The sequence below is a fragment of the Streptomyces sp. NPDC052701 genome (assembly GCF_040678355.1).
Lineage (GTDB): Bacteria > Actinomycetota > Actinomycetes > Streptomycetales > Streptomycetaceae > Streptomyces.
Genome location: NZ_JBFATO010000032.1, coordinates 52172 through 67466, shown reverse-complemented (window position 1 = coordinate 67466; position 15295 = coordinate 52172). Strand labels below are relative to the sequence as shown.

Genomic DNA, 15295 nt, shown 5'->3' with positions numbered 1-15295 from the left:
TCGTACGGAACTTCAACGCGTGCCGGGTCGCGCCTGCGCGCCCGGGGCTCGATCGGGGGGCAGGGGCGCACGGCGGTCCTCGTCGCGCCGGGCGCGTTCCCGGGGACGCCGCCCCGGCGACCCCGGTGACACGGACGGGCTCACAGCTTGCCGCCCCGCCCGCCCCCGCGCGGCGCGGGCGCGATCAGCGTGGACAGGTACGGCAGGGCGGCGCCGTCGAGGTCGGCGGCCGACCGGACGGACTCCTCCGGCAGCCCGAGCGCCGAGCCCCACACGGCGTCGCCGATCCGCCCGGTCTCCCGCAGCGCCTCGGCGACCTCCCGGGCCTGCCGCCCGAACTTGTAGGCGACGACGGTCCCGGGGCCGGCCAGCGCCTCCTTGAGCACGGTCGCCCCCGCGGTGACCGGCACGAGCGTCAGCGGCTCGGTCCCCTCGGTGAGCACGGCCCCGGAGCGCGCCGCCAGGTCCTGCATGGCGGTGATGCCCGGCACGGTCTCCACGGCCGTCCCCGGCACCAGCTCGGCGACCGTCTGCGCGAGGTAGGTGAACGTCGAGTACACGTTGGGGTCGCCGATCGTCGCGAAGGCGACGGACCGGTGGGCCCTCAGCAGCCCGGCCACCCGCTCGCCGGCCGCGTCCCAGGCGGCCTCGCGGCGCGCCCGGTCGGTGCGCTCGTTCAGCGCGAACACCACCCGGACGACCTTCTCCGGGGACACGTAGTGCAGCACGGTCGCCTCGGCCCGCCCCCGCTCGCCCGTGTCCATGACGGGCACGACGACGACCTCGGCGGCCCGCAGGGCGTTGACGCCCTTGACGGTCACCAGTTCCGGGTCCCCGGGGCCGACCCCGACCCCGATCAGCCTGCTGCTCATGACGTCCGGCACCTCTCCACGAACCGACGGGCGACACCGGGCTCGGACGCCCAGTGCGTGTGCAGGTAACTCGCGTGCACACCGCGCTGTACGAAACCCTCGACCCGCCGCCGCGGGGCCCGCACGCCCCAGGCGGGAGCCGTCCCCGAGCCGGGCTCTACGGCGGTCCGGTGGAACTCGTGCCCCCGCATCCGCGTCCCGGCCGCCGCGAGGACGCTGTCCTCGACGGCCACGGCGTCCCGGTAGCCGAGGGTCAGCCGCCCGGTCATCCGGGCGGTGGCGTCGAGCACCCCGCACATCGGCCGCCCGTCCAGCTCCCGGCACAGGTAGAGCAGCCCGGCGCACTCGGCGGCCACGGGGGCGCCGCTTCGCGCCAGGGCGCCGACGGCCTCGCGCAGCGGCTCGTTGGCGGACAGCTCGGCGGCGTACACCTCCGGGAAGCCGCCGCCGATCACCAGCCCGCGCGTCCCCTCGGGCAGCCGCTCGTCGCGCAGCGGGTCGAAGGGGACGACCTCGGCTCCGGCGGCGGCGAGCAGCTCGGCGTGCTCGGCGTAGGAGAAGGTGAAGGCGGGACCGCCGGCCACGGCGACCACCGCACGCCGCTCCGCGGGGGCCGTGGGCGGTTCCCAGGCCGCGCACGGCAACGCGCCCGCACTGCGCGCCAGCGCCGCCAGCGCCTCCAGGTCACAGCCCTCGGACACCTGCGCGGCCATCGCCGCGACGGCCTCCACGGCCTGCGCCCGCCGCTCGGCGACGGGCACCAGCCCCAGGTGACGGGAGGGCGTGTCCACCTGCCGGACCCGCCGCAGCGCCCCCAGCACCGGCACCCCGGCCGCGTCCAGCGCCTCCCGCAGCAGTTCCTCGTGCCGGCCGGAGGCGACCTTGTTCAGGATCACGCCCCCGACCCGCACCTGCGGGTCCCAGGAGGCGAACCCGTGCACCAGCGCCGCCACCGACCGCGACTGCGACGAGGCGTCCACGACCAGCACCACCGGCGCCCGCAGCAGCTTCGCCACCTGCGCGGTGGACGCCAGTTCGCCCTCCCCGGCGGCCCCGTCGTACAGCCCCATCACGCCCTCGACCACGGCGAGGTCGCACCCGCGCGCGCCGTGCGCGAACAGCGGCCCGATCAGCTCCGGACCGCACAGGTACGCGTCGAGGTTGCGCCCCGCCCGCCCGGTCGCGAGCGCGTGGTACCCGGGGTCGATGTAGTCGGGTCCGACCTTGTGCGGGGAGACGGCGAGCCCCCGCGCGGCGAACGCGGCCATCAGCCCCGTGGCGACGGTGGTCTTGCCGCTGCCGGAGGACGGCGCGGCGATGACCAGCCGGGGTACGGAGGTCACCACTCGATGCCCCTCTGCCCCTTCTGCCCGACGTCCATGGGGTGCTTGACCTTGGACATGTCGGTCACCAGGTCGGCGAGGTCCACCAGCTTCTCCGGCGCGTTCCGCCCGGTGATCACCACATGCTGGGTCCCCGGCCGGTTGCGCAGCACCTCGACGACCTCGTCGGTGTCGACCCACCCCCAGTGCATCGGGTAGGCGAACTCGTCGAGCACGTACAGCCGGTACGTCTCGGCGGCCAGGTCCCGCTTGACCTGCTCCCAGCCCTCGCGGGCCTTCTCCTCGTTGTCCATCTGCGCGTCGCGCTGCACCCAGGACCAGCCCTCGCCCATCTTGTGCCAGGCGACGCTCCCGCCCTCGCCGGAGTCGCCGAGCACGCGCAGCGCCCGCTCTTCGCCGACCTTCCACTTGGCCGACTTGACGAACTGGAACACCCCGATCGGCCACCCCTGGTTCCAGGCCCGCAGCGCGAGCCCGAAGGCGGCGGTCGACTTGCCCTTGCCGACGCCCGTGTGCACGACGACGAGCGGCCGGTTGCGGCGCTGACGGGTCGTCAGTCCGTCGTCGGGGATGACGCTCGGCTGTCCCTGCGGCACTACGCGGCCCTCCTGTTGCCCTGAACTTCCCTGACCAGCCCGGCGATCGAATCGGCCCGCAGCTCCTCCAGCGTCACGGCGGCGCCGCCCAGCTCACCGGCGAGCCGCCCGGCCAGCCCCAGCCGCACCGGACCCGTCTCGCAGTCCACGACCACGCAGGCGACGCCCTCGGCCGCGAACAGCCGCGCGGCACGGGAGGCCCGCGCGACGGGCTCGACGCCCCCGGTGGCCCGTCCGTCGGTCACGACCACGACCAGCGCGCGCCGCGCCGGGTCCCGCAGCCGCTCGACGCGCAGCACGTCGTGGGCCTTCAGCAGCCCGGCGGCCAGCGGCGTGCGCCCGCCCGTGGGCAGCGCCTGGAGGCGGGCCGCCGCCGCGTCCACGGACGAGGTGGGCGGCAGCGCGACCTCGGCGCCCGAGCCCCGGAAGGTCACCAGCCCCACCTTGTCGCGCCGCTGGTACGCGTCGAGCAGCAGCGACAGCACGGCGCCCTTCACGGCGCCCATCCGCTGCCGGGCCGCCATCGACCCGGAGGCGTCCACGACGAACAGCACGAGGTTGCCCTCGCGCCCCTCGCGGGTGGCCTGCCGCAGATCGTCCCGGCGGACCACCAGGCCCGGCCCCGACCGGCCGCGGGCCCGCTGGTGCGGGGCGGCGGCCCGCACGGTCGCCGCCAGGTGCAGCCTGGTCAGCGCCCCCCGCGGCCGGCGGGCCCCGGTGGTGCGCCCGTGCTCGGTCCGCGCGCGCGAGCGCCGCCCGGCGGCGCCCTCCCCGATGCCGGGCACGCTCAGCACCTTCGTGCGGAACGGCTCGGCGGCCCGTGCGGGGGCCTGCTCGAAGGCACCGGAAGGCCGCGGTTCGCCCTCCTCCCCGGCCTCGGGACGGGCGGCGGCGTCCCCGCCCTGCGGGCCGCCGCCGGGGGCCGGCTCCCCGCCGCCCCCGCCGCCCCCGCCGGGCCCGTCCGGACCCGGGTCGGGGTCCGGGTCGTCGTCCTGCGGACCGCCGAACTCCTCCAGCGTCTCGTCGAGCTTGTCCTCGTCCAGGCCCGGCGCGTCGAAGGGGTTGCGCCGGCGGCGGTGCGGCAGCGCGAGCAGCGCGGCCTGCCGCACGTCCTCGGCGAGCACCTCGGTGCGCCCGGCCCACGCCGCCAGCGCGGTCGACGTCCGGGCCATCACGATGTCGGCGCGCATGCCGTCCACCTCGAAGGCGGCGCAGGTCGCCGCGATCTGCCGCAGCGCCCCGTCACCGAGCCGCACCCGCGGCAGCAGCTCCCGCGCGGCGGCGATCCGCGCCCGCACGGCGGTCTCCTCCTCGGCCCACCGGGCCGCGAAGCCGGCCGGGTCGGCGTCGTACGCCAGCCGCCGCCTGACGACCTCCACCCGCTGGTCGGGTTCGCGCGAGGCCGCGACCTCCACGGTCAGCCCGAACCGGTCGAGCAGCTGCGGCCGCAGCTCGCCCTCCTCGGGGTTCATGGTGCCCACCAGCAGGAACCGCGCCGCGTGCCGCACCGAGACGCCCTCGCGCTCCACGTACGAGGCGCCCATCGCCGCCGCGTCCAGCAGCAGGTCCACCAGGTGGTCGTGGAGGAGGTTGACCTCGTCGACGTACAGGATGCCGCGGTGCGCGGCGGCGAGCAGGCCGGGCTCGAAGGCCTTCACGCCCTCGGACAGGGCCCGCTCGATGTCCAGTGCGCCCACCAGCCGGTCCTCGGAGGCACCGACCGGCAACTCCACCATGCGGGCGGGGCGTGCGGTGCCCGCGCCCGGTTCGTGCGGCCCGTCCGGGCAGCCCGGGTCGGGGGCGGCGGGATCGCAGGAGAAACGGCAGCCGGGCACCACGGCCACCTCCGGCAGCAGCGCCGACAGCGCCCGCACGGCCGTGGACTTGGCGGTGCCCTTCTCGCCGCGCACCAGCACACCGCCGACCGCCGGCGAGACGGCGTTCAGCAGCAGCGCGAGCCGCAGGTCGTCCTGGCCGACGACGGCCGTGAACGGAAAGGGGGTGGTCACTTCTCGTCGCCCTCCAGATCGCCTTCGAGCTCCAGGTAGGTGGCGCGCAGCCGCTCCAGGGTGTCCGCGTCCGGCTCCGCCCACAGCCCGCGGTCCGCGGCCTCCAGCAGCCGCTCGGTGATGCCGCGCAGCGCCCACGGGTTGGACTTCTTCATGAAGTCCCGGTTCTCCGGGGCGAAGACGTACTCCGCGCTGAGCTTCTCGTACATCCAGTCGTCCACGACCCCGGCCGTGGCGTCGTACCCGAACAGGTAGTCCACGGTCGCCGCCATCTCGAAGGCGCCCTTGTAGCCGTGCCGCCGCATCGCCGCCATCCAGCGCGGGTTGACCACCCGGGCGCGGAAGACGCGGTGGGTCTCCTCGCCCAGCGTGCGCGTCCTCACCTGGTCCGGCGTGGCGGAGTCGCCGACGTACGCCTCGGGGGAGGACCCGGTGAGGTGCCGGACCATGGCCACCATGCCGCCGTGGTACTGGAAGTAGTCGTCGGCGTCGACCAGGTCGTGCTCGCGGGTGTCGACGTTCTTCGCGGCCACGGCGATCCGCCGGAACGCCGTCTCCATGTCCCCGCGCGCGGCCCGCCCGTCCAGCCCGCGCCCGTACGCGTAGCCGCCCCACACGGCGTACACCTCGGCGAGGTCGGCGTCCGAGCGCCAGTTGCGCGCGTCGATCAGCGGCAGCAGACCGGCCCCGTACGCGCCCGGCTTGGAGCCGAAGATGCGGGCGGTCGCGCGCCGCCGGTCGCCGTGCTCGGCGGTGTCCTGGTCGGCGTGGGCCTTCACGTAGTTCTGCTCGGCGGGCTCGTCCAGCTCGGCCACCGCCCGCACCGCGTCGTCGATGAGGCCGACGACGTGCGGGAACGCGTCCCGGAAGAAGCCGGAGATGCGGACGGTGACGTCGATGCGCGGCCGGCCCAGCTCCGCCGGGGGGACGATCTCGAAGCCGGTCACCCGGCGCGAGGCGTCGTCCCACACGGGGCGGCAGCCCAGCAGGGCCAGGATCTCGGCGATGTCGTCGCCCTGGGTGCGCATGGCGGAGGTGCCCCACACCGTCAGGCCGACGGACTTCGGGTACTCCCCGGTGTCCTGCAGGTAGCGCGCGACGAGCGAGTCGGCGAGCGACTGCCCGACCTCCCAGCTCAGCCGGGACGGGATCGCCTTGGGGTCGACGGAGTAGAAGTTCCGCCCGGTCGGCAGGACGTTGACCAGGCCGCGGGTCGGGGATCCGGAGGGGCCCGCCGGGACGTAGCCGCCGTCGAGCGCCTTGAGGATGTGCCCGATCTCGTCGGTGGTGCGCGCCAGGCGCGGCACGACCTCGGTGCAGGCGAACTCCAGCACGGCCGCGGCCTCGGGCAGGTCGGCCCCGAGGACCTCGCGGACCAGGGCGGGGACGGCGGCCGCGTCCCAGCCGCGGGCCTCCATGCCCTCCGCGACCCGCCGGCACAGCTGCTCCAGCAGGTCGATCGCGTCGGAGGCGGTGCGGGACGGGCCGTCCACCAGGTCCGTCAGCTCGGCCGGCACCTTCACCGGCGCGCCCGGCTCGGCCAGCAGCTCCTTCTCCACCAGCCCGAAGTGCCCGGCCAGCGACGCCCGCAGCCCCGGCAGCGCGTCCGCCCGCCCGCCCCACACCTGCGCGGCGCGCAGCACGGCCAGCACGAGGTTGACGCGGGACTCGCCGGACGGCCCGCCGCCCAGGACGTGCAGGCCGTCGCGGATCTGCACGTCCTTGATCTCGCACAGGTAGCCGTCGATGTGCATGACGAACTCGTCGAACTCCTCGTCGTCCGGCTGCTCGTCCACGTGCAGGTCGTGGTGGAGCTCGGCCGCCTTGACGAGGGTCCAGATCTGGGCGCGGACCGCCGGGGCCTTGGCGGGGTCCAGGTCGGAGACGAGGGCGTACTCGTCGAGCAGCTGCTCCAGCTTGGCCAGGTCGCCGTAGGTGTCGGCGCGGGCCATCGGCGGCACCAGGTGGTCGACGACGGTGGCGTGGCCGCGCCGCTTGGCCTGGGTGCCCTCGCCGGGGTCGTTGACGATGAACGGGTAGACCAGCGGCAGGTCGCCGAGCACGGCATCCGGGGCGCACCCGCGCGACAGCCCGAGGCCCTTGCCCGGCAGCCACTCCATCGTGCCGTGCTTGCCCATGTGCACGATCGCGTCGGCCCGGAAGGTGTTCTCCAGCCACCGGTAGGCCGCCATGTAGTGGTGCGAGGGCGGCATGTCGGGGTCGTGGTAGATCGCGATCGGGTTCTCGCCGAAGCCGCGCGGCGGCTGGATCATCACCACGACGTTCCCGAACCGCAGGGACGCCAGCACGATGTCCTCGCCGTCCACGTACAGGCCGCCCGGCGGCTCGCCCCACGCCTCGGTCATGGCGTCCCGCAGCTGCGGGTCGAGCTTGTCGAACCACGCCCGGTAGTCCGCGAGCGGCACCCGTGCGGGCGCGGCGGCCAGCTGCTCCTCCGTCAGCCACTCCACGTCGTGGCCGCCGGCCTCGATGAGCCGGTGGATCAGCTCGTCGCCGTCGTCCGGGTGGCCCTCGACGCCGTAGCCGGCGTCCCGCAGCGCGTCCAGCACCCGTACCGCGGAGGCGGGGGTGTCCAGGCCGACCGCGTTGCCGACCCGGGAGTGCTTGGTCGGGTAGGCGGTGAAGACGAGCGCGATCCGCTTGTCCGCGTTCGCCTTGTGCCGCAGCCGCGCGTGCCGTACGGCGATCCCGGCGACCCGCGCCGCCCGCTCGGGGTCGGCGACGTACACGGGCACGTCGTCCGGGCCCTGCTCCTTGAAGGAGAACGGCACCGTGACCAGACGGCCGTCGAACTCGGGGATCGCGACCTGCATCGCCGCGTCCATGGGGGACAGGGCGGCGTCCGACTCCTCCCAGGCGGCGCGCGAGGTGGTCAGGCACAGCCCCTGCAGCACGGGCACGTCCAGCTCGGCCAGCCGGCCGATGTCCCAGGACTCCTCGTCGCCGCCCGCGGAGGCCTGCGAGGCGTGCGTGCCGCCGGCCGCGAGCACGGTGGCGACCAGGGCGTCGGCCCGCGCCAGGATCTCGTACAGCCCGTCGTCGGCGCCGCGCAGCGAACCGCAGTACACCGGCAGGGCGTTGGCGCCGTGGGCCTCGATCGCGTCGCACAGGGTGTCCACGAAGGCGGTGTTGCCGCTCAGTTCGTGGGCGCGGTAGAAGAGCACGCCGACGGTCGGGCGGCCCTCGGCGAACGGGCGTTCGCCGTGCACGCCGTACTCGGGCATCTTCCGCGGCTCGACGAACCCCTCGCCGGTCAGCAGCACGGTGTCCGACAGGAAGCGCGCCAGTTCGGTGAGGTTGGCGGGCCCGCCCTCGACCAGGTACTTCAGCGCCTCGGCCACCACACCGGCCGGCACCGACGACTCGGCCATCAGCTCCGCGTCCGGCACGGCCTCGCCGCCGAGCAGCACGGTCGGGATCCCGGACGCCTTCAGCGCGGCCAGCCCGTCCTCCCAGGCGCGCTTGCCGCCGAGCAGCCGCACGACGGCGACGTCGGCGCCCGCGATCAGCGCGGGCAGCTCCCCGGCGACGTCGATGCGGGCCGGGTTGCCGATCCGGTAGGGCGCGCCGGAGGCACGGGCCGCCAGCAGGTCCGTGTCGGCGGTCGACAACAACAACACTGTGCTCATGCGGGCGCTCCCGGTGGGATGAAGGGCAGTCCTTGCGGCGCGCCGGACTCGATGAGCCGCCACAGCGCGTCCGTGTCCGCGTGCTGTTCGATCAGGTCGCCGAGCCGGTCGAGCTGCTCCTCGCGCAGCGCGGCGAACGACGTGTCGGGGGCCGGCACGAAGCGGCGGCCCGCGGCGGCCGCCACCTCGCGCAGGAAGGCGCGCCGGAACCCGTCCGACTCCAGCGAGCCGTGCCAGTGCGTGCCCCAGGTCTGGCCGACCCGGCAGCCGTCGAGGAAGGCTTCACCGCCGGTGACGTCGGCGACGCCGTGGTGGATCTCGTAGCCCTCGACGTGCTCGCCCAGGGCCTCGCCCGCGGGGCGCGCCAGCGTCTTCTCGCGGGCGAACCGCACCCGCACCGGCAGCACACCGAGCCCGTCGACGGACCCGCGGCGGCTCTCGACGTCGTCCTCGATGTGCTCGCCGAGCACCTGGAAGCCGCCGCAGATCCCCAGCACGGGCCGCCCCTCGGACGCCCTGCGGACCAGCGCGTCGGCCAGACCCCGCTCGCGCAGCCAGTCCAGCGCCCGGACGGTCCCGCGGGTCCCGGGGACCACCACGAGGTCGGCGTCGGCCAGCTCCTCCGGCCGGTCCACGAACCGCACCACCACGCCCGGTTCGGCGGCCAGCGCGTCCACGTCGGTGAAGTTCGACATCAGCGGGACCGCGCACACGGCGACCCGCAGCACGTCCTCGCCGACGGGCGGCGCGACGTCCGGCTCGCGGACGGTCCCGCGCTGCGAGACGTTCCGCCACGCCCGGCTCCGCTCGCGCGGGGGGACCCCCATCCCGTCCTCCTCGTCGATGCCGAGCCCGTGCCGGAACGGCAGCACGCCGTACGTACGCCGCCCGGTCAGCCCGTGCAGCATGTCGAGCCCCGGCTCCAGCAGGGACACGTCCCCGCGGAACTTGTTGACGAGGAACCCGGCCACCAGCTCCTGGTCCTCGCGGGACAGCAGGGCGACGGTCCCGAAGAAGGAGGCGAAGACCCCGCCCCGGTCGATGTCGCCGACGACGAGCACGGGCAGCCGCGCGCTCCGCGCGACGCCCATGTTCACGATGTCCGTCCGCCGCAGGTTGATCTCGGCGGGAGAGCCGGCCCCCTCACAGATCACCGCGTCATACGTGCCCCGCAACTGCTCCAGGCAGTCCAGCACCGTGCCCAGCAGCGCCTGCCGGCGCCCGCCGTGGTAGCCGCGCGCGCTCAGCTCGCCCACCGGCTTGCCCAGCAGCACCACCTGGCTGCTCTGCTCGCCGCCGGGCTTGAGCAGCACCGGGTTCATCAGCGCGGTCGGCTCGACGCGGCACGCCTGGGCCTGCATGGCCTGCGCCCGCCCGATCTCGGCGCCCTCGCGCGTCACGAACGAGTTCAGGGACATGTTCTGCGCCTTGAACGGCGCGACCTTGACGCCCTGCCGCACCAGCCACCGGCAGATCCCCGCGGTGACGACGCTCTTGCCGGCGTCGGAGGTGGTTCCGGCGACGAGGAGACCCCCGCTCATGTGGTACGTCCCTTCACGACGAGGCGCGCGACGGCGCTGACGCCGAGCGCGAGCCAGCTGACCCGGCGGGAGAGCCGTACGGCCCGCCGGATGTCGGTGACCCGGACGGCGCGTCCGGCGTCCCCGTTGAGGACGGGCCGGTGCTCGACCCGCCCGCCGTAGGAGAGCGTCCCGCCGAGCCGCACCCCGAGCGCCCCCGCGAACGAGGCCTCCACCGGCCCGGCGTTGGGGCTCGGGTGCCGGCGGGCGTCGGCGCGCCAGGCCCGCACGGCGCCGCGCGGATCGTCCCCCGCCACGGCGGCGAGCGCGGCGGTCAGCCGGGCCCCCGGCCACCCGGCGAGGTCGTCCAGGCGCGCGGAGGCCCACCCGTAGCGCCGGTACCGGGGGGACTTGTGCCCCACCATGGCGTCGAGGGTGTTGACGGCGCGGAACCCGAGCAGCCCCGGCACACCGGCGACGGCCCCCCACACCAGCGCCCCCACGACGGCGTCGGAGGTGTTCTCGGCCACCGACTCGACCACCGCGCGGGCGATCCCGTCGCCGTCCAGCGCCTGCGGATCGCGCCCGCACAGATGAGGCAGCCGCTCGCGGGCGGCCTCGACGTCGCCGGCCTCCAGGGCGCGGGCGACGGCGGTGGCCTCCCGCGCGAGCGAGGTCCCGCCGACCACGGCCCAGGTGGCGGCGCCGGTCAGCGCGACGGAGGCGGCGGGGGAGGTCCGTACGGCACGGGCGGCGGCGGCCCCGAGGGCGACGGCGCCGCCCACGCACAGGGCGGTGTGCAGCGCGCCCCACCCGCGGTGGTCCCGCCACAGCGCCCGTTCCACGGCACCCGCGGCCCGCCCGAACACGGCGACCGGGTGCCCGCGGCGCGGATCGCCGAGGAGCAGGTCACCGAGGAGGCCGGCGGCGGCGCCGTACGCGAAGACGCGATCGGCACCCATGGGCTCAGCCCGCGGCGGGGTGGGGCAGGGCTCGGCGGGGGCGGCTCAAACGGCAGGCGCGCATGGCGATATGTCCTCACTCAGGGTGTCCACGCCCTGGTTCGACGAGACCGGCGGTGAGAGTTCCTGGCTCCCGGGGACGACCGCCCCCGGTGACAGTGGCGGGACCGCGCCGGACTTCCACCGGCTTCCTCTCTTGCCGCCGCACTGGCTCCGGCAGTCCACCACGGCCCGCGAACACCCGTCAACTTGCCGTTGACCTGCGCAGGAGGAGTGTGCTCAGGCCCACACACGGGTGGCCGGCCGTGTCCCGGGGCCGTGGCGGCGCGAGTCGGGGAGGGGGCGACACGGCGGCGGGGTGCGGGACGGTGGTCCGTCCCGCACCCCGCTCGGTGCCGTTGCCGTCGGTCAGGCCACGATCAGGTAGATCCCGTACGCCACCGCCGCCGCGCACGCCGCGAAGCAGGCGTACGCGCCGGTGACCGCGAGGGCGGCGGTGCCGCCCTGCGCGGCGGCCCGCTCGCGCCGCGACAGGCCCGTGACGCCGAGGGTGAACAGGCCGACGAGAGCCACGGTGACCACGAGGCTGACGCCGAAGACGGAGCCGAGGGCCGCCCAGTCGATCTTCATGCTGCTTCTCTTCCTTCGTACCCGGGTGCGCGCGGGATCAGACGGTGGTGGTGGCCGACGGGGCCTTGGAGTCGGAGGTGGCCTGGACCGGGAACGCGGCCGCGAGGTCCTCCGCCACCGTGCCCGCGGGGGGCGGGGCCACCGCGGCGATCGCCGTGGTCACCACACCGGCCGACTCCTCCTCGACGTCGTTGACGTTGGTGTGGTCGACGACCTCGCGGCGGGAGATCTTCCAGATCGCGGCGCTGGAGGCGACCAGGAAGACGGCCACCACGGCGGTGCCCCAGTCGCCGAAGCCGGTGACGTACTCGGCGAGCGCGCCGACCAGGGCGGCGGCCGGCAGGGTCAGGCCCCAGGCGACGAACATCCGGGTGGCGGTGGACCAGCGGACGACGCCGCCCTTGCGGCCCAGGCCCGCGCCCATCACCGCGCCGGAGACGGAGTGGGTGGTGGACAGGGAGAACCCGAGGTGGGAGGAGGCCAGGATGACCGTGGCCGCGCTGGTCTGGGCGGCGAAGCCCTGCTGCGGCTGGAGGTCGGTCAGGCCCTTGCCCATGGTGCGGATGATGCGCCAGCCGCCGAGGTAGGTGCCGAGCGCGATGGCGACGCCCGCGGAGAGGATGACCCACAGGGGCGGGTCGGAGTCGGGGGCGACGGCGCCGCCGGCGACCAGGGCGAGGGTGATGATGCCCATGGTCTTTTGCGCGTCGTTGGTGCCGTGGGCCAGGGAGACCAGGCCCGCAGAGGCGATCTGGCCGGCGCGGTAGCCCTTCTCGGACGCCTTGCCGTCGGCCTTCCTGCCGAGCGTGTACGTCAGCCGGGTCGCGACCATCGCGGCGAGGCCCGCGACCAGCGGGGCGGCGATCGCCGGGATCAGCACCTTGGTGACCAGGACGTCACCGTGGACCGCGCCGACGCCCGCCGAGGCGATCGTGGCGCCGATCAGACCGCCCATGAGGGCGTGCGAGGAGCTGGAGGGCAGTCCGACCAGCCACGTCAGCAGGTTCCAGAGGATCGCGCCGACCAGGGCGGCGAAGATGACCTCGGGACGGATGCCGGTCTCGTCGACGAGACCCTTGGAGATCGTGTTGGCGACTTCCACGGACAGGAAGGCGCCGACCAGGTTGAGGACGGCGGACATGGTGACCGCGACCTTGGGCTTCAGGGCGCCCGTGGAAATGGTCGTGGCCATCGCGTTCGCGGTGTCGTGGAAACCGTTCGTGAAATCGAACGCGAGTGCGGTTACCACCACAATCGCGAGGATCAGCGAGAAGCTTTCCATTTACCCAGGCAATCGTTCGAGGTCATTGGCTGGACGAACGTAGGTAACCAGGGTGAACGGAAGATGAACTGGGGGAGGCGCCGTGGTGTCCGCCGACGGGGTTTCTTATCCCGCCCCGCACCTGCGGCCCGGGCACCGCAGGGCCGGTCGCCCGCGGCGGGCCCTCTCAGCCGATCGGGCGACCCCTGGAAGAGAGATCGGTCACCCGGAAGGGTGCCGCCGTTGCCGTACCGCCCGCCGCGCGCCGGCTTCCGGCCCGAAGTGCCCCGATCCGGCGACGCGGCGCCGGCCCGCCTGGCAGGATCGCCGCATGGCCGAGCAGCGGTGGGACCAGCGGGACGGGGGAGAGCGCCGGGACGGCGCACGGGACGCGCGGGCGCCGCGGGGGCGGCGTGCGGGAACCGAGGAGGCCCGCGCCTGGGCGGACCTCGTCGAGACGGCCCGCCGGACGGTCCGCGACGGACTGGTCGTCGGCACCTCCGGCAACGTCTCGGTACGCGTCGGCGAGACGGTCCTGGTCACCCCCTCGGGCGTCCCCTACGACCGGCTCACGCCGGACGACGTGACCGGCGTCGACCTCGACGGCCGACAGGTCCTCGGCGGGCTCGTCCCCACCAGCGAGCTCCCCATGCACCTCGCCGTCTACCGCACCACCGGCGCCCGCGCCGTCGTCCACACCCACGCCGTGCACGCCACGGCCGTCTCGACGCTCGTCCGGGAGCTGCCGCCGATCCACTACATGGCCGCCGCGCTCGGCGGACCGGTCCGGGTCGCCCCGTACGCGACGTACGGCACCGGTGAGCTGGCCGAGAACATGCTGCGCGCCCTCGACGGCCGCTCCGGCTGCCTCCTGCAGAACCACGGCACGCTCACCCACGGCGCCACCCTCGACCAGGCCTACGACCGCACCGCCCAGCTGGAGTGGATGTGCCGCCTGTGGCTGACCGCCTCCTCGGTGCCGGGCCTGACGCCGACGCTGCTGTCGCGCGAGCAGCTGGCGCAGGCGGGGGAGAGGCTGCAGGGGTACGGGCAGCGGGGATGAGCCCTCGTCCGGGCCCCGGCGTGCGGGCCCCGCTGCCTTCCGCGGGACCGGTCCCGCGTCACCCGGAGCCGTCCTCCGGGTGGCCCCCCGGCGGGTCCGTCAGGACACTGGATCCGTGCACACTGTCAAAGCGACGGCCGCTGCCGTCACCGCCGTGACCGTCGCCGGCGCCGCCGCGGTGGCCGTCGGCCGGCTCGCCAGCGACGCCGCCCTCAAGGCGCCGCCGGGCAGGCCGCTGCCCACCGAGCCGCGGCTCACCGTGCACGGCACCGCCGCTGGCCGGATCAGCCTCACCCGGAACCTGGCCGCCCTGCGGCCCGGGCGGTACGGCCTGGCCGGCGCCGGCTCCCACGCGGTGGTCGGCCCCGTCCTGGACGCCGCCCCGCACACCGCCGACACCGTCGTGCGCCGCCTCGAACGCGTCACGCACGGCACCGTCCGGCCCGGCGACCGGGTGTGGCTCACCCCCAACCTGTACGTCGGCACCCCGGGCGCCGCCCTCGGGCTCGACCACACCGACGTCGACGTCCCCGGCGAACTCGGCTCCCTGCCGGCCTGGTGCGTGCCGTCGTCCCGCGACACCTGGGTGATCACGGTGCACGGCCTGGGCACCACCCGGGAACTGGCCATGAACGTCATGGAATTCCTGCACCGCCACCACTTCCCGGTGCTCGCCCTCGCCTACCGCGGCGACCTCGGCGCGCCCCGCTCCCCGGACGGCCTCGGCCACTTCGGCGAGACCGAGTGGCGCGACCTGGACGCGGCGATCCACCAGGCCCTGCAGCTCGGTGCCCGGCAGGTCGTCCTGCACGGCTGGTCCACCGGCGCGACCATGGCGCTGCGCGCGGCCACCCGCTCGGAGCTGCGCGAACGCATCGCCGGGCTGATCCTGGACTCCCCGGTGCTCGACTGGGAGACCGCCCTGCGCGCCCTCGCCGCGGCCCGCCACACACCGGGAGCGCTGCTGCCGCTCGCCGTCCGGGCCGCCCAGGGCCGCGCCGGCCTGGACGGCGACCGCCGTGCCGGCGCCGACGACCTCGACCGCCTGCGGGTCCCGGCCCTGATCTTCCACGGACCGGGCGACGTGGTGGCCCCCTGGCACCTCTCCCGGCGCCTCGCCGAGGCCCGCCCCCGCCTGGTCGGCCTGCGCAGGGTCGACCACGCGCCCCACGGAGCGATGTGGAACGCCGACCCGGAGGCCTACGAGGAGGCGATGCGCCGCTTCCTGATCCCGCTGATGTGACCGCTGATGTGATCTCCTGCGGGCTCCTGGCCGGGCCCCGTCCGCGGCCCCGCGGGGCCGCCCCGCGGGGCCGCGGACGGGGCGGTTTCCGGACAGGGTTCACGCACCTTCGCGCGCGCTCTCCCCGACCCGGTGGCGGGGATTCC

The 15295-nt window shown here is 75.3% G+C and carries 11 protein-coding genes and 1 riboswitch; of the genes, 2 read left to right on the top strand and 9 right to left on the bottom strand.

Features of this window, described 5'->3' with window-relative positions; all coding sequences use genetic code 11:
* Positions 1–140: 140 nt before the first annotated feature.
* The 9 genes from cobI to AB0L29_RS28010 all read right to left on the bottom strand — a co-directional run bounded on the left by cobI (position 141) and on the right by AB0L29_RS28010 (position 12864).
* Positions 141–872, bottom strand: a complete 732-nt coding sequence (gene cobI, locus AB0L29_RS28050; RefSeq protein ID WP_365830778.1) for a precorrin-2 C(20)-methyltransferase — start codon at positions 870–872, stop codon at positions 141–143.
* Positions 869–2218, bottom strand: a complete 1350-nt coding sequence (locus tag AB0L29_RS28045) for a cobyrinate a,c-diamide synthase (protein ID WP_365830776.1) — start codon at positions 2216–2218, stop codon at positions 869–871. The genes cobI and AB0L29_RS28045 overlap by 4 nt, the downstream gene beginning before the upstream one ends.
* On the bottom strand, positions 2212–2811 hold the full coding sequence (cobO, locus tag AB0L29_RS28040; RefSeq protein WP_365830774.1) for a cob(I)yrinic acid a,c-diamide adenosyltransferase: 600 nt from the start codon (positions 2809–2811) through the stop codon (positions 2212–2214). The genes AB0L29_RS28045 and cobO overlap by 7 nt, the downstream gene beginning before the upstream one ends.
* The gene (locus tag AB0L29_RS28035; protein ID WP_365830772.1) at positions 2811–4820 is read right to left on the bottom strand and encodes a putative cobaltochelatase; all 2010 of its coding nucleotides are present in this window, start codon (positions 4818–4820) and stop codon (positions 2811–2813) included. The genes cobO and AB0L29_RS28035 overlap by 1 nt, the downstream gene beginning before the upstream one ends.
* Positions 4817–8470, bottom strand: a complete 3654-nt coding sequence (gene cobN / locus AB0L29_RS28030) for a cobaltochelatase subunit CobN (protein ID WP_365830770.1) — start codon at positions 8468–8470, stop codon at positions 4817–4819. The genes AB0L29_RS28035 and cobN overlap by 4 nt, the downstream gene beginning before the upstream one ends.
* Positions 8467–10011: a cobyric acid synthase gene (locus AB0L29_RS28025; RefSeq protein WP_365830768.1), complete on the bottom strand. Its 1545-nt coding sequence runs from the start codon at positions 10009–10011 to the stop codon at positions 8467–8469. Before AB0L29_RS28025 ends, cobN begins: the two co-directional genes overlap by 4 nt.
* On the bottom strand, positions 10008–10952 hold the full coding sequence (locus tag AB0L29_RS28020) for a cobalamin biosynthesis protein (RefSeq protein ID WP_365830766.1): 945 nt from the start codon (positions 10950–10952) through the stop codon (positions 10008–10010). The genes AB0L29_RS28025 and AB0L29_RS28020 overlap by 4 nt, the downstream gene beginning before the upstream one ends.
* 120 nt (positions 10953–11072) lie before the next feature.
* Positions 11073–11147: riboswitch (cobalamin riboswitch) on the bottom strand.
* A gap of 213 nt (positions 11148–11360) precedes the next feature.
* Positions 11361–11582, bottom strand: a complete 222-nt coding sequence (locus tag AB0L29_RS28015; RefSeq protein WP_365830764.1) for a hypothetical protein — start codon at positions 11580–11582, stop codon at positions 11361–11363.
* A gap of 37 nt (positions 11583–11619) precedes the next feature.
* Positions 11620–12864: an inorganic phosphate transporter gene (locus tag AB0L29_RS28010; protein WP_365830762.1), complete on the bottom strand. Its 1245-nt coding sequence runs from the start codon at positions 12862–12864 to the stop codon at positions 11620–11622.
* Between the two features lie 310 nt (positions 12865–13174).
* Between AB0L29_RS28010 and AB0L29_RS28005 the strand changes: the two genes are divergently transcribed.
* On the top strand, positions 13175–13906 hold the full coding sequence (locus AB0L29_RS28005; protein ID WP_365830760.1) for a class II aldolase/adducin family protein: 732 nt from the start codon (positions 13175–13177) through the stop codon (positions 13904–13906).
* A 115-nt stretch (positions 13907–14021) separates the two neighbouring features.
* Positions 14022–15149 (top strand): alpha/beta fold hydrolase, encoded by a 1128-nt coding sequence (locus tag AB0L29_RS28000; protein ID WP_365830758.1) that lies wholly within the window; start codon positions 14022–14024, stop codon positions 15147–15149.
* The last annotated feature ends 146 nt before the right edge of the window (positions 15150–15295 follow it).

Excerpts from the sequence above, each read along its gene's own strand:
- cobI (WP_365830778.1), bottom strand. The coding sequence starts at position 872 with ATGAGCAGCAGGCTGATCGGGGTCGGGGTCGGCCCCGGGGACCCGGAA.
- cobN (WP_365830770.1), bottom strand. The coding sequence starts at position 8,470 with ATGAGCACAGTGTTGTTGTTGTCGACCGCCGACACGGACCTGCTGGCG.
- AB0L29_RS28025 (WP_365830768.1), bottom strand. The coding sequence starts at position 10,011 with ATGAGCGGGGGTCTCCTCGTCGCCGGAACCACCTCCGACGCCGGCAAG.
- AB0L29_RS28020 (WP_365830766.1), bottom strand. The coding sequence starts at position 10,952 with ATGGGTGCCGATCGCGTCTTCGCGTACGGCGCCGCCGCCGGCCTCCTC.
- AB0L29_RS28015 (WP_365830764.1), bottom strand. The coding sequence starts at position 11,582 with ATGAAGATCGACTGGGCGGCCCTCGGCTCCGTCTTCGGCGTCAGCCTC.
- AB0L29_RS28010 (WP_365830762.1), bottom strand. The coding sequence starts at position 12,864 with ATGGAAAGCTTCTCGCTGATCCTCGCGATTGTGGTGGTAACCGCACTC.
- AB0L29_RS28005 (WP_365830760.1), top strand. The coding sequence starts at position 13,175 with ATGGCCGAGCAGCGGTGGGACCAGCGGGACGGGGGAGAGCGCCGGGAC.